Consider the following 14,604-nt stretch of genomic DNA (forward strand, 5'->3'; position numbering starts at 1 on the left):
AAATGCAAAATGGCTAAAATATTTAAATATGATAAGCAAAAACTTTTGTAAGATTACAAAAGGAAATGTCCCATTTTGACACATTTTAACCACCCTCTAAAGACCAGCAAAGCGTTGTAAACTCTAACGTGGAAGGTATTTAGGACTTTAAGAGTGTGACATTTGGTGAGGTGTACCCTATTTTGTGGTGCCTTGCAAGGGTGCAGCAAATTACTGCATCACAAACATTGACTGCATTTCCATTTTTACCGTGGCTTATAAGCCATATCTGAGTGGCAGGTCGTACTTTTATCCCTCACGTCTCTTTTGCGTGTTGTAGAAGCTTTTAAAATGCTTTGAGAAGGTTGTCAAACGTGTCAAATGCAAAGTTTAGCGTGACAGGTTGACAAATTAACAGAGCTGATTTTGACCGCAGCGGTTAAAGTGTAACAAGCTTAACAACCAGCAAGAAAAGATTAACAGGTTAACAGTTTTAAATTGTCAAGAAGTGTCAAATTATTTTGTAAACGCTGTCTTGTGTTAAGAAATGTCAAACTAAGCTACAGCTTTGACCTCTCTTTAAAGCTTATCAACCTTGGCACATCTCAAAATGGCAGTTATTCAAGTTTAACAGCCGATGAAATTCGTTGTCTGTTTTCTGCCAAGCAGACGAAATTTGTATATTTGGACATGCTAACAAATGCTAACCTTTGGAGAACACTCTACAAAAGGTATTCTAACTTTGAACATCATAAATACAGGGCGAACTATTCGGAGATTTCGGAGTCCCTAAAAAAAGAACAACATAACAAATTGCAGTTTTTGCAGACCATTAAATGGTGACTTCCTAACTTGGAAAGCCACTTTAAAAGGGTAGGGTATTATAAATCTCTGCAGTTTTTCAGTCAGGACCAGCGCGCTGGGCTTTGCATATGCAACCGCAAGTTTTCAATGTTTTTTGGAGCTTGTCTGTTCTTTGCAGGCTTGAGTTTGAACTCCAGAATCTTGAGAAAAAGCTACTTAGTAAAACTTAAGGTTTGTTAAGGTTTTGAATTTGATAAAACTTGAGAAAGCTTGAGGTTCACAAATTATTGGTCAAGATTTTACTACAGCTACACTACAGCTACCGGAATAAAAAAATGTATTTTTTATTGAGCTGGAATAAATTTTCAAAGTCTTGTAATTAAGACGTATCAAGTTGTTTGAGATTTGTTAAAGTTTGTAAAATGATATCTCCTCAATCTTCTAATCCGTAGGTCAGGGGTTCGAATCCTCTTGGGCGCGCCATTTGTTTTTGAGAGTTTTGATGGTTGGAATAGTATTATAAACATTTTATTTGATGATTATCTTTCAGCTATCTAAGAGACTGCAAAAATTTAGGGTAACTGCTCTGCTATCGTAGGTGCAGTTACCCTTTATATTTTGTTTGCTAAAATACGTGATTTAATTTACAGCATTATAATAAACTTAAACGAAAATGAAATATTTATACCTCTTTAGTTGTGGCAGCCCATGTTTTTTTCATAGCTCATACTGATGGCCTTTTCGCTTTTTGCCCATAAGAGGACCTTCCAGCCAGAACATTGTTGTGTCTTCTAAAGCCTCCACAATTTCATGAAAGTCGCCCATCTTTGTCCAGAGCATGTCACCTTTTTCGAGTATGTATTCCCTGTCTTCTGAAATTACTTTCAATTTTCCTTCAAGCACAAAGTAGTACTCATCGCAGTCGTGTGTGTGTGTCTTTCTACAATGTTCTTCTGTCCTTTTTTATAACAGGCCATTCCCCACGAGGAAAATCCCGGGTCACCAAACAATGATGGCTGACTGCTCATATTTCGCTTTGGCATTTTCTCACCCCAAAAAATTCATTTTTACTCTCTGATGTGTTATATTAAATTCCAACCGGTAATCATTGCAATAAGTAAACATTCTAAAAATCCTTCGCTTAAAATTTCCACATATAAAATTTTACAAAGTCTGCATCTGATTTGCAAGTTTTTTATTTTCAACTTGCAAAAAGTGAAAAAATTATCTCAAATTATTATTGAAGATTTTAAAAATTGCTGCTATAATTAAACTTAACCCTATTGTATACATGTATTAATATTGTTTTTTGCATGCAAGAATTTAACAGAATTTTGTAAAAACTATGATACAGATAAAAATTACAATTAATATACAGGAGGTATAAAAATTGCTAAGAGAAGGGCAAGTCAGGATTCCGTCGGGTTGTGCTATATCCGGGTTTATTAACAAAAAAGGTGTGAGGATTTCGGGCACAGATATCATAAATTCCATTGCCATTATGAAAGAAAGAGGTAATGGGCTTGGCGGTGGGTTTGCAGCATATGGAATCTATCCTGACAGAAAAGACTGGTACGCTTTTCACCTGTTCTTTGATGACATAAAGGCAAAAGAGGATACAGAGCATTTTCTGAACCAGAACTTTGAGGTTTTGGAAGGTGAAGTGATTCCAACAAGAAAGGTTTCAAGCATTCAAAACGCTCCGATTGTGTGGCGATACTTTGTAAAGCCTCTTGAGAAAAGGTTGAGAGATACCGAAAAGACAGAAGAGGACTTTGTTGTTGACAGTGTCATGTTCATAAACAGTCAAATTGAGGGTGCATATGTATTTTCAAGCGGCAAGAACATGGGAGCATTCAAAGGGGTTGGATATCCTGAAGATATAGGAGAGTTTTTCAGGATTGATGAATACAAGGCATATATCTGGACAGCACATTCAAGATTTCCAACAAACACACCTGGCTGGTGGGGCGGTGCACACCCGTTTACACTGCTTGACTGGTCAATTGTCCACAACGGTGAGATTTCATCATATGGGACAAATTATAGATACTTAGAGATGTTTGGATACAGATGCACACTCAGAACAGACACAGAGGTCATGGCATACCTTTTTGATCTGCTTTTAAGAAAGCACAAACTTCCTGTTGAGATTGCAGCAAAAGCACTGGCAGCACCGTTCTGGAGTGTGATAGACAGGCAAAGCGAAGAGGAAAGAGAAAAACTGAGAGCAATTAGAGCTGTGTATCAATCATGCCTTGTAAACGGTCCATTTTCTATCATTTTGGGATTTTCAAATGGAATATTGGCATTGAATGATAGGATAAAGCTAAGACCACTTGTTGCAGCACAAAAAGGCGACTTTGTTTATGTTGCATCAGAGGAGTCGGCTATCAGGGAGATTTGCAAAGACCTTGATAGGGTCTGGATGCCCAAGGGTGGCGAAGCTGTTTATGTTACTCTTGATGAAGGGGTGATAGTATGATTTCGCTATATGAAAACGAATTTGAGGTCGTAAGGGACGAGCTAAAGTGTATTCGCTGTAAAGTATGTGTGAGACAGTGCGCAAACGAAGTTCATGAATATGATGAAGAGGAAGACAGGGTTGTTGCAGATTCTTCAAAGTGTGTTGCATGCCACAGATGTGTTGTTATGTGCCCGACAAAAGCACTTACAATCAAAAAGACAGAAAATGCATTCAAGGAGAATGCTAACTGGACAGCAGCTTATATAAATGAAATCTACAAACAGGCAGAGACAGGTGGAATACTTTTGACCGGTATGGGCAATGACAAGCCAATACCAATTTACTGGGATAGGCTCCTGATAAACGCATCCCAGGTTACAAATCCATCAATTGACCCGCTGAGAGAGCCAATGGAGCTCAAAACCTTTATTGGTAGAAAGCCTGATAAGCTTGAGTTCGATGAAAACGGCAACCTTAAAACAAAGCTTCCACCACAGCTTGAATTAGAGGTACCTATTATGTTTTCTGCGATGTCATTTGGTTCAATATCGCTCAATGCTTGCGAGTCTTTGGCAGCGGCAGCAGTTGAGGTAGGGACATACTGGAATACAGGTGAAGGTGGACTTCATCAAAAGCTTTACAAATACAAAGAAAGAGCAATAGTTCAGTGCGCATCGGGAAGATTTGGTGTTGATGTTGACTATCTGAACGCAGGTGCAGCAATTGAGATAAAGATAGGTCAGGGTGCAAAGCCGGGAATTGGCGGGCACCTTCCTGGTGAGAAGGTTGGTGAAGAGGTATCAAGAACGAGAATGATTCCAGTTGGCTCTGACGCAATCTCACCGGCACCGCACCATGATATTTATTCAATTGAAGACTTAAGACAGCTCATTTTTGCTCTAAAAGAGGCGACAAACTACACAAAACCGGTTGGTGTCAAGATTGCAGCTGTGCACAACGTTGCAGCCATTGCATCTGGGATTGCAAGAGCAGGGGCTGACTTTATCACAATAGACGGTGTAAGGGGCGGAACAGGAGCAGCACCGCTTAGAATAAGAGACAATGTTGGTATACCTATTGAGCTGGCACTGGCAGCGGTTGACTCAAGACTTCGAGAAGAAGGGATCAGGAATCAGGTTTCAATAATTGTTGCAGGTTCAATCAGAAACAGCGCGGATGTTGTAAAGGCTATTGCACTTGGTGCCGATGCAGTCTATATTGGAACAGCAGCGCTGATTTCCTTAGGGTGCCATGTTTGCCAGAAGTGCCACACCGGAAAGTGCAACTGGGGTATTGCAACACAGGACCCTGTTCTGGTAAAAAGGCTAAATCCAGAAATTGGGGCTAAAAGAGCTGCAAACCTGCTCCGTGCATGGTCACATGAGATAAAAGAGATGCTGGGATTGATGGGAATAAATGCTCTGGAGAGCTTGAGAGGAAATAGACTTATGCTTCGAGCAGTTGGGCTTACAGAAAAAGAGATGGAGATTCTTGGTGTAAAGCATGCAGGAGAGACAAACGGTAAAATGTCAAGAGGGTTTTTAAGAAAAATTTTTTAGATTATTAGGCGAAAAAAGGCAATAAAATACCTGGCCGCACAGCATGGTAAAATTTAACTGGCAGCTTGTTCAGAGAAAATTATTAAACTAAAAATTTGAGATTAACTAAGTATTGTAAACATCACCTCTTTCTTGATATATTTGACCTTTGCTGAGCATTGCAAAGATCAGAGGAATTAAGCGTCTTGCGGTGAGGACGAGGGCACGTTTATGCTGGTGTTTGGTAACCTCTGAGAACTTCTTGTTGTAGAAAGCTTTGTAGCGTACTGTGTGCACCCTTACACAGTTAGCAGCTTCAACAAGATAGTATCTCAGGTATTGGTTACCACACTTAGCTAATGAGACATCTTGGGCATTGAAATTGCCTGACTGATATTGAGTCCAAACCAGGCCAGAGTATTTAGCTAAAGCAGCTTCATTTTTGAAGCGCTTGATATCACCGATTTCAGCGATGATGCCGGCTGCGAGAACGTCACCTATGCCAGGAACGGTTGTTAATGTTTGAGAGAAAGCTTTAAGAAGTTTTGAGATTTCTTTGTCAAGTTTTTTGAGTTGTTCTTGCATAAATCTAATGTTTTCAAGTGTCATAGACAAAGCTAAATCATTTGCCTCAGCCAACAGAGGATGTAATCTAAAGGAGCGATTAGCAGCAGTTTTAAGTATTTCAGCAATTTTATTAACATCTGAGAGTCTATTGTTGCCGTTATCGGATACGAATTTAATTAAGTCTTCTAAAGGCATAGAAGCGATATCATCAGGTGTAAAGTTTTCGATGATAGCGCAAGATGCCTTACCGAAGATATCTGAAAATGGGCACTCTTGAGAATAAGTAGAGAATTTAAGGTATATGAGATTGAGAGCTCTGTTTTTTTCGCGAGTTAGATTATGAACAAGGTGGTAGCGCATTCTGGTAAGGCGTTGCAGTGCAGCAAATTTAAAATCTGGCAAAGGTGTTGGATTTAGTTTACTGAACCTGACACATTCAGCAATAACGATAGCGTCAATATTATCTGTCTTAGGCAAGAAAGTGTAGATTTTTTTAAATCCTTTGACGATGCTTGGGTTAAGTACGTAGAAGGTTGGTTTGTAAGGTAGTAGTTCAGAAGAAGAAGCAAGATGAAGGTGAAGATGCCATGTGTAATGTGAAGTTGCTTCCATGCCAAACTTAATACAGGATAGATTATACTGGCTGAGACAATCAATAACTCTTTTGATTAATTCGTTAGCGCCTTCTTGATTGTTAGGCAAGGAAAAAGGTTTTTTAATCAAGTGATTACCGGCATCATCGATGAAGAAGATAGAATTTGACTGACTACTGATATCAATGCCCACGATTAATGTATTAGGCAATTTAAAAGCCTCCTTTCTAAAGTGTGGTGTTAGGAAAAGAGTTAAGCCCTTTATCCCTGGGGATTACATGTAATGCAGCCTCGCCGATATTAGAGCTACGGAGCAGTTTACAGGGTGCACACATCTGATATGCTCAAATCAGATGTGGTAAACTGACCATGCACAGCAAACGAGTAAACATTACTCATGTAATCCTTTGGGGTTCAGTCTCTCACAAGCTGTGGCGTGCAGTTATCAAAGCACGTCCAGCAGGGGGTGACAAAAAATATCCAACAAACTAAAATCAGGCTTAACTTTTTTCTGATTTTAGTTTACCAAAGATAAAGGGCAAATTTAAGCTGTAGCAGTCAATTTTAATATTCAATTTTTAAGAAGTGAGTGTTTTAAGAATGGGAATTTATTTTAATGAATTTCCAGTAATCAATTGGTACTAATAATTTAATGTACCAATTGAGATATGAATTTTTTATTGATTTGATAATCATATTATACGAGGGGGTTTAAAGAGGTGGCAAAGAAGATATTCCCGAAAGAAGAGGTATGTGTGGGCTGCCATTTATGTGAGGTTTACTGCGTTTATGCCCACTCAAAGTACAAAAAACCAACAGCCAAAGCGCATGAGCTTGTAAAACTTTATAACAAACACAAGGATACAAAACCAACTCCGAGGATTTTGGTTGAAGAAAAGAGTGGAGAGTGGACCACGTTTGCACTGCAGTGCAGACATTGCGACGATGCCCCCTGTACAAAAGCTTGTATCACAGGTGCTATGAAAAAGCTTGAAGATGGAAGAGTCATCTGCGATGAAGAAAAGTGCGTGGGGTGCTGGTCATGTATAATGGCATGTCCGCACGGGGCAGTAAGGCGCGGGGAGAACAAAAAGGCTGCATCCAAGTGTGATTTGTGCTTAGAGCTTGGAGAGCCTGCATGTGTCAAAAACTGCCCGAACGATGCGCTTGTAATCAAAGAGGTGTAAAAAAAGGGGGAAATGGGACAGGATGAGATACGTTATAATAGGAAATTCTGTTGCAGCCTGTGGCTGTATTGAGGCAATAAGAAAGGTTGATACTCAAAATCCGATTGTTGTGATTTCGGATGAGAGGTACAGGGTATATTCAAGACCGCTCATTTCGTATTATCTTGCTGGAAAAGTTGATGAAAGCAAGATGTATATAAGAGATGAGGATTATTATGAAAAGCACAAGGTAGAAACACTGCTTGGCAAAAGAGCAATCTCGGTGGACTTTAAGAATAAAGAAGTTATACTTGATGATGAAAGCAAGATAAAGTACGACAGGCTCCTTATCGCAACAGGTGGAAAGCCTTTTGTGCCGCCGACAAAAGGGTTTGAACTCAAAAATGTGTTCACGTTTATAAAGTTTGACGATGTCAAAGCTATTGATGAGGCAATAAAAGGTGGAGCAAAAAAGGCTGTGGTCATTGGTGCAGGTCTTTCGGGACTCAAGGCAGCAGAAGCACTTGTCAAAAGGGGTTTAGAGGTTACTGTTGTTGAACTTGCCAACAGGATTTTGGGCTCTATCCTGGATTTGGAAGCATCGAAGATAGTTCAGGCAGAGCTTGAAAAGCATGGAATTGTTTTTAAGCTTGAGACATCTGTTGATGAGATAATGGGTGCTGACAGGGTGGAAAGGGTAAGGCTAAAAAACGGTGAGGTTCTGGATAGTGACATTGTTGTGTTTGCCATAGGTGTTGTACCAAACATAGACTTTTTGAAAGGGACAGAGCTTAAAATCAACCGTGGAATTGTGGTGGATGATCATATGAGGACAAATATCGAGGATGTGTATGCAGCAGGTGACTGCGCAGAAGGGTATGACTTTGTGTTTGAGCAGCAAAGGGTAATTCCTATCTGGTCAAATGCGTACAATCAGGGCGAGACAGCAGGCTATAACATGGCAGGGGTTGAAAAGACCTTTGACAGAGGCTTTCCAATGAATTCTATAGGGTTTTTTGATGTGCACATGATAACAGCAGGAATTGTCATGCCAAACTCGGATGATATAGAGGTTCTTGTAAAGCATGATAGGGAGAAGAATGCTTATAGAAAGATTTATATCAAAAACGGTCGTGTTTTGGGATTTATGTTTATAAACTCAATTGACAGAGCAGGCATGATAACAAACATGATAAAAGAAGGTTTGAATGTTGAAAGTATAAAGCACAGACTGCTTGACGAAGACTTTGGATATCTGGACCTGCCAAAAGAACTCAGACAGGAGAAGATTTCAGGGGGTGCAAAAGCTTAAAATGGGAGCAAAACAAAAGCTTACAATAGATGCAAAAGGCATACATTACAAAGAGCTAAATGAGATGATTGAAAATGCGCTGAATGAGGGGTATAAAGAGATTGATTTGATAAATGTAAACGGTCAGCGCTATATAGGTGATGGGCTGACATTCCCGGATAGAAAACTCAATATCTATGGCACCCCGGGCAATGATATGGCAGCTTTTATGAACGGGCTTACAATAGAGGTTTTTGCCAATGGTCAGGACGGTATAGGAAATACAATGAATGCAGGGAAAATCATAGTCCACGGCTCGGCGGGTGACATTCTGGGCTATGGTATGCGCGGTGGCGAGATATTTATCAAAGGCGATGTTGGCTACAGAGTGGGCATTCACATGAAGGAGTATATGGATAAAATACCTGTGCTTGTTGTTGGTGGCAAGGCAGGCGACTTTTTGGGTGAGTATATGGCGGGTGGAAGAATTATTGTTCTTGGGCTGACCTTGAAAGAGGATGAGGAGATAACAGGGCTTTACTGTGGCACCGGCATGCACGGTGGAATTATGTATTTGAGAGGAAAGCTCGAGACATATCAGCTTGGGAAAGAGGTTAAGATAGTTGATATGGAAGAGGAGGATTACAAGTTTATTGACAGATATGTAACAGAATTTGTTAAATACTTTGGTTACAGCAAAGAGTTTATAATGTCAAAGCCGTTTTACAAGCTAATTCCGTACAACAAACGCCCCTATGGAAAACTTTATGCTTATTAATTTAAAGGGATTGGAAAGTGGTCAGTGGTAAAGTCTACCATTGACCGCTTTATATTATTTTTTTCAAAAAGAGGGGGGTTTTGCTTCTGGATATTGAAAGGGTTTTGTTTGAAATGATAAAATACTTTAAAACAGATTTTTGATAGCAGTTTGGCAGCATGGTCAACAGCAAAAGTGCGTGTTGACCCTGAAAAAAATAAAATAATGTAGTATGGTAGGAGGGAAGTAGATATGGACTTTTTACTGAGTATTTTGCCAATTTTACTTGTCCTTGTGCTTCTTGTCTTTATGAAAAAGACTGCAGACTTTGCAGGGCTTGTTGGATGGCTTGCAACTGCCATCATTGCAATCTTTTATTTTCACACCTCATTTGATGTTGTTTTAAAATCTTCCATTATGGAATTTCTGGCAGCACTTCCTGTGTCTCTGGTTGTTGTCACTTCAATTTTGCAGCTAAATGTCATGGAATCTGCCGGTGCTATGAAAAGAATTATTGTGTTTATAAAAGGGCTTGCTAAGGATGACAGGGTATTTCAGGCGCTTATTTTAAACGTCGGTTTTGGGACATTTCTGGCAGCAACCGGTGCAATACCAGTGACAGTGCTTCCACCCATTTTGATTGGGCTCGGGTATTCGACGTTTGCTGCAATTGCCCTGTCTGCAGTCGGATTTGATGCGCTCTGTACATATGCGCTGCTTGGCACACCGCTTGTTGTGTTTTCTCAAATTGCAAATGTTGATTTGATAACAGCGGCAAGGTATTTTCTGCCATTTGTTGGAGTGGTGTCATTTACAATCTCGCTTGCAATGCTTTTTATAATCGGCAATAGCAGGTTTGTCAAAAGAGGTTTTATCCCTGCTATAATAGTGGGTCTGACATCGTATGCAGCTGCAGAGCTTGCAATTCTGGTAAAAGCACCGGTTATAACAGGTATTTTTGCAGGGATTTTGATAATGGTTGTGATGATGCTGGTTTTAAAACTTATGGGCAAAAAGGTGTATGACTCAAGTCATTTTACAGATGAAGACAGACAGATTGAAAAGTCAATGGGTATTTTAAAGGCTGTATCCCCCTGGATTTTGCTGGTTTTGTTTATCCTTGTGACAAATTTAATAACTCCAATCAGAGAATTTCTTTACACCGGGTTTTCAATGCCGGTTGAAGTGATGAAAGGTCCTAAGATAAAACCAATTTTCACAAGGGTTTTGTGGCAGTCATACACATGGATTTTGATTTCAACAATAATTTCTATGTTCATATTTAAGATGGATAAAAAGGCACTTAAAAATGCCTGGGACAAGACAAAATCAAGAATACCAAAAACTTTCTGGTCATCGACAGTGTTTTTCTTAATGGCATATGTGATGATGTACTCTGGATATCAAAAAACAGCAGCCGGCTATGATCTTTTGAACAGGGCGCACAACATAGTATATGTCCTGGCAGAGTACTCAGCAAAAGGATTTAAAGGTGCATATGCCTTCATAGCTCCTTACCTTGGCATTCTGGGTGGATTTATAACCGGGACAGAAACCTCAACAGTTGCGATGTTTGCAAAGTATACAATTGAGACATCAAAACTTCTGGGGCTTTCACCACTTTTGATGGTGGCAGCTGTTGCATTTGGTGGCGGGCTTGCCTCCGGGATCTCACCGTCAAAGCTTCAGAATGCTGCAGCTGCAATTGATGCGATTGGTGAAGAGTCAAAGGTGCTGAGAACAACCCTTGTAATTTCACTCATAATGGCATTTATCGCAGGGATTATAAGCTTTTTGCTCAGAGGCTATGTAATCTGAAAAGTTAATTTAAGCATTTGAAGGAGGCTTATCCTCATGGATGTAGCCTCTTTTTTTATGTTTTTTTGACAAATTTCATATGACAAATGTCACTGCACAAAGGATTCTTTTGGATTTATAATACACTTAAAAAGTTTGAATGTTGAGGAGTAGATAAAATGGATGTGGTAAAAGTAGAAAACTTGGTAAAAAGATATAAAGACACACTGGCACTTGACAACCTGAGTCTTACTGTTAAAGAGGGAGAGATTTTTGGCATTCTGGGTCCAAACGGTGCAGGCAAAACCACGCTTATAAACTGTATCTTAGGACTTTTGCCATATGACAGCGGCAAAATAACCATATTTGACCGCGCAATGGATATAAACCGGGCAAACCTTAAAAGCCAGATAGGGCTTGTTCCTCAGGACATTGCACTTTATTCAAATTTGACTGTCCAGGAGAATCTAACATTTTTTGGTTCACTTTATAATCTAAAAGGCAATATTTTAAAAGAGAGGATTGACTGGGCGCTTGAATTTGTAATGCTCTCTGACATGAGAAATGTCAGGGTAAAAAATCTGTCCGGCGGTATGAAAAGAAGGCTCAATATAGCCTGCTCTATTTTGCACAAACCCAGACTTCTCATAATGGATGAGCCAACAGTCGGAATTGATGCGAACTCAAGAAGGCTTATTCTTGACTCGGTAAAAAAATTGAACAAAGAAGGAACAACAATTATATATACATCACATTATATAGAGGAAGTAGAGGAAATATGCAGCTTTATTTCTATTATCAACAGAGGAAGGGTTTTAGTGAGTGGCACAAAGGAAAAATTGCAGGATATGGTTTCAGAGGATAATCTAATTGTAATAAAGGTGGAAGAGCTTTTCTGGAATGTGGTGGATAAACTCAAAAGCATAAGAGGGGTTAAAGAGGTTTTGACAAAGGACAGGCAGATAACTATTACAGCAGGCAAAAGAGAAGCAGACATAAAAGATATAGTAAATGCAGTTTCAGAAGGTTCCAGAATCATTTCAATGGAGTTTAAAAAGCCCACGCTTGAAATGGTGTATTTAACAATTGTTGGAAATAATATTAAGGAAGAGGGAGATGAAAAGTAGAAATGAATGTTTTTATAAAATCAATTTGGATTGGTATACTGGAAAATATCAGAGACCGCAAGACAACAGTACTTTTGTTTATATTTCCGCTTTTAATTATACTTATCCTTGGAAATGCGCTGTCAGGCTTTTTTGAAAAACATGATATAGAAAAGACAAAGATCATTTACCAGAAGCCTGATTTTAAGGTTTATAAATCAGCCGAAGTTGTGAGCTGGTTTGAAAAATTTCTTCAATCAGAAAATTTTAGAAGATATTTTGATGTTGAATTTACAGGCTCGGATGGTGAAACAAAAAGGCTATTTCAAAATAAAAGCATTTGTGCATATATTCAGATAGTCAAAAGTGCTTCTTCTGAGGATGAAATCCTGTTCAAAGTAACCACAAAAGAATGGTCACCCGGGGTTTCTCTTCTAAATTCAATGTTGCAAACATTTATTGACCATTCAAAGCTATATTTTGTAACACCATCAGGAGAAGCTGCACATCTTCAGCCTCAGAAAATTTCAGGATTGCCATTTGAAGTGGAAGCAATTGCTTTGAATAAAGGACAGTATCCCCGCGCAATTGACTACTATGCAATAACCATGCTTGTGATGATTGTAATATATTCAATTTTTTCGGCTGTGTTTGTTATTGAATCTGACAGCAGCCAGAAGACATCTGTAAGACTTATGATAAGTCCTGCAAATTTGAATGCTGTATTTTTGGGAAGGGCAACAGGAGGTTTTATTTTTGTATATTTGCAAAGTTTCCTGATTGTGCTTTTTTCCAGAATCTTTTTCAATGTAAACTGGGGCAGCAATTTGCCACTTGTGCTTTTAATAATCTTTTTATACCAGGTGCTAATTTACACAGCGGGTATCCTGCTGAGAAGCCTTGTTAAGAGGATGGAGATTATAAACGCTCTTGTTTACACATTTGCAACAGCCACAACATTTGTTATTGGTGGGTATGTTAGGTTTTTCACAGACTCAGAGTGGCTGATGAAGCTAAGATCTGTTTTCCCAAACTATATTGCCCAGACTCTTCTTTTCACAGCAGTGTATGATAAAGCAAATACAGTGTATATAAAATACGGGCTTGTTTGGCTATCTGCTGCCGAAGTTTTTCTTTTGCTTGCGTGTATAGTAATTATAGGGAGGAGAAAAAGATGGCTATTTTGAAACTGAATCTGAAAAGGCTTTTGAAAGATCCTGTAAATCTTTTCTTTGTTATTTTAATTCCGGTTTTTACGCTGATTGCAATAAGCTTTTTTTCAATTGGTCAGCAGCAAAAGCTTCAAATTGGCATTGTCATGGAAGAGAATGATTTAGTGGCGGATTTAATTAAGAAGGATCTTTCAAAGTTCAGTAACGTAACAAAGATTGACAGCAGGAAAATCAGATATGAACTTATTTTCAACAGCCTTGACTGTGTGGTTGAAATGCCCAAAAATTTAACAGAAAGTATATATAAAGGCAAAAAGTTTACCCTTAGAATACATTCATTTTCCAAAACAGGATATTACATTCAGATTAAAAATAGAATAGAGACTGCCCTTTCTATTTACTGGCAGCTTGCAAGAGATTCTAAATCAAAAGAGGAGTTTTTAAACAAAGTAAAAAAGTTTTCGAATGTTGGCATAGATTTGAGCATCAATAGTTCAGAAGAAAATGGTATAAAAAATAAAATAGGGTTTATACTTGGCTTTTTTGTGCTTTCACTTCTGTCTATCTGCTTAAACTCAACAGCTGTAATATTGAAAGACAAAGAAGAGGGGGCACTTGTCAGGATATTTACTTCCACTGTAAAACCAAAAAGTTATGTGGTGCAGGTAATTGTTGCAGTTGTCCTGGTTGCTCTTTTCCAGGTAGGGTTGTATTTTGGTATAGCAAAAATGGTATTCAAAAAGGACATTGTGATAAATTTAAAAGACTTTGCCATTGTCGTTTCTGGATGTGTTTTGCTTTTTGTCAGTCTCTCTATGGGGATTATAACCTTTATAAAAGACAAAAGACAGCTTTCGGTTTTGATGCCGGTTGTGGTGACAGTTCTGCCCATGCTGGGTGGATGTTACTGGCCGCTTGATATTATGCCCGCCTTTATGCAAAAGATTTCTCTGCTTGTCCCCACAACATATGTTATGAATGTGTTAAAAGAGATTTTAGTATCAGGAAAAGGGATTTTGGATATAAAACTTGACTTGATAATTATAGCTTTGTTCTCGTCCATTTTTATTTTGAGCAGTATTAAAGGATTTTCAAAAAATGTTCTTGGAAGAATGTAAAATTGGTGTAAAATAGAAGTTGTAAAAAGTCTTTTGAGGATAAATAAGATATGTGGACAAGAATGGCTGCTTTTTTATGGGTTTTGTCAGAGATTTATAAAAAAAATTCAGGTAAACAATTTATTTTATTCTTTTTGACATTTGTTGCACTTGAACTTTTAAAGGATATTTTAAAGAGTCAAAAAAATGCAAAAATTCTTATAATATCTTTTCAGACTTTGCTGCTATTTATTGCTATTAATAAAGTTT

Annotated in this window: 13 protein-coding genes; 10 read left to right on the top strand and 3 right to left on the bottom strand. The window is 38.5% G+C overall.

Features of this window, described 5'->3' with window-relative positions; genetic code table 11:
• The first annotated feature begins 516 nt into the window (after positions 1 to 516).
• Positions 517 to 822: a hypothetical protein gene (locus OTK00_RS01625; RefSeq protein ID WP_268760813.1), complete on the top strand. Its 306-nt coding sequence runs from the start codon at positions 517 to 519 to the stop codon at positions 820 to 822.
• A 678-nt stretch (positions 823 to 1,500) separates the two neighbouring features.
• Here OTK00_RS01625 and OTK00_RS01630 read toward each other — a convergent pair.
• Together OTK00_RS01630 and OTK00_RS01635 are read right to left on the bottom strand one after the other, a co-directional pair.
• On the bottom strand, positions 1,501 to 1,686 hold the full coding sequence (locus OTK00_RS01630; protein ID WP_241765567.1) for a hypothetical protein: 186 nt from the start codon (positions 1,684 to 1,686) through the stop codon (positions 1,501 to 1,503).
• Entirely contained in the window at positions 1,668 to 1,826 is a 159-nt protein-coding gene (locus tag OTK00_RS01635) for a hypothetical protein (protein ID WP_241765566.1), read from the bottom strand. The genes OTK00_RS01630 and OTK00_RS01635 overlap by 19 nt, the downstream gene beginning before the upstream one ends.
• 347 nt (positions 1,827 to 2,173) lie before the next feature.
• Between OTK00_RS01635 and OTK00_RS01640 the strand changes: the two genes are divergently transcribed.
• Entirely contained in the window at positions 2,174 to 3,268 is a 1,095-nt protein-coding gene (locus tag OTK00_RS01640; RefSeq protein WP_045168382.1) for a class II glutamine amidotransferase, read from the top strand.
• Positions 3,265 to 4,809: a glutamate synthase-related protein gene (locus tag OTK00_RS01645; RefSeq protein ID WP_045170504.1), complete on the top strand. Its 1,545-nt coding sequence runs from the start codon at positions 3,265 to 3,267 to the stop codon at positions 4,807 to 4,809. The genes OTK00_RS01640 and OTK00_RS01645 overlap by 4 nt, the downstream gene beginning before the upstream one ends.
• A 105-nt stretch (positions 4,810 to 4,914) precedes the next feature.
• Here OTK00_RS01645 and OTK00_RS01650 read toward each other — a convergent pair whose 3' ends face one another.
• Complete coding sequence (locus tag OTK00_RS01650) at positions 4,915 to 6,159, bottom strand: IS110 family RNA-guided transposase (protein WP_045168741.1); 1,245 nt, start codon at positions 6,157 to 6,159, stop codon at positions 4,915 to 4,917.
• 508 nt (positions 6,160 to 6,667) lie between these two features.
• On the opposite strand from OTK00_RS01650, the gene OTK00_RS01655 reads away from it, so the two are divergent.
• From OTK00_RS01655 to OTK00_RS01685, 7 genes are all read left to right on the top strand, one after another.
• The gene (locus OTK00_RS01655; RefSeq protein WP_045170503.1) at positions 6,668 to 7,135 is read left to right on the top strand and encodes a 4Fe-4S dicluster domain-containing protein; all 468 of its coding nucleotides are present in this window, start codon (positions 6,668 to 6,670) and stop codon (positions 7,133 to 7,135) included.
• Positions 7,136 to 7,157: 22 nt separating this feature from the next.
• Complete coding sequence (locus tag OTK00_RS01660; RefSeq protein ID WP_045170502.1) at positions 7,158 to 8,426, top strand: NAD(P)/FAD-dependent oxidoreductase; 1,269 nt, start codon at positions 7,158 to 7,160, stop codon at positions 8,424 to 8,426.
• Position 8,427: 1 nt separating this feature from the next.
• Positions 8,428 to 9,183, top strand: a complete 756-nt coding sequence (locus OTK00_RS01665; RefSeq protein WP_045170501.1) for a GltB/FmdC/FwdC-like GXGXG domain-containing protein — start codon at positions 8,428 to 8,430, stop codon at positions 9,181 to 9,183.
• A 231-nt stretch (positions 9,184 to 9,414) separates the two neighbouring features.
• Complete coding sequence (locus tag OTK00_RS01670; RefSeq protein ID WP_045170500.1) at positions 9,415 to 10,980, top strand: L-lactate permease; 1,566 nt, start codon at positions 9,415 to 9,417, stop codon at positions 10,978 to 10,980.
• A 158-nt stretch (positions 10,981 to 11,138) separates the two neighbouring features.
• The gene (locus tag OTK00_RS01675; RefSeq protein ID WP_045170499.1) at positions 11,139 to 12,086 is read left to right on the top strand and encodes an ABC transporter ATP-binding protein; all 948 of its coding nucleotides are present in this window, start codon (positions 11,139 to 11,141) and stop codon (positions 12,084 to 12,086) included.
• A gap of 2 nt (positions 12,087 to 12,088) precedes the next feature.
• Positions 12,089 to 13,252 (top strand): ABC transporter permease, encoded by a 1,164-nt coding sequence (locus OTK00_RS01680; protein ID WP_045170498.1) that lies wholly within the window; start codon positions 12,089 to 12,091, stop codon positions 13,250 to 13,252.
• The gene (locus OTK00_RS01685) at positions 13,240 to 14,355 is read left to right on the top strand and encodes an ABC transporter permease (RefSeq protein WP_045170497.1); all 1,116 of its coding nucleotides are present in this window, start codon (positions 13,240 to 13,242) and stop codon (positions 14,353 to 14,355) included. The genes OTK00_RS01680 and OTK00_RS01685 overlap by 13 nt, the downstream gene beginning before the upstream one ends.
• The last annotated feature ends 249 nt before the right edge of the window (positions 14,356 to 14,604 follow it).

Source organism: Caldicellulosiruptor morganii (genome assembly GCF_026810225.1).
GTDB classification, from domain to species: domain Bacteria; phylum Bacillota; class Thermoanaerobacteria; order Caldicellulosiruptorales; family Caldicellulosiruptoraceae; genus Caldicellulosiruptor; species Caldicellulosiruptor morganii.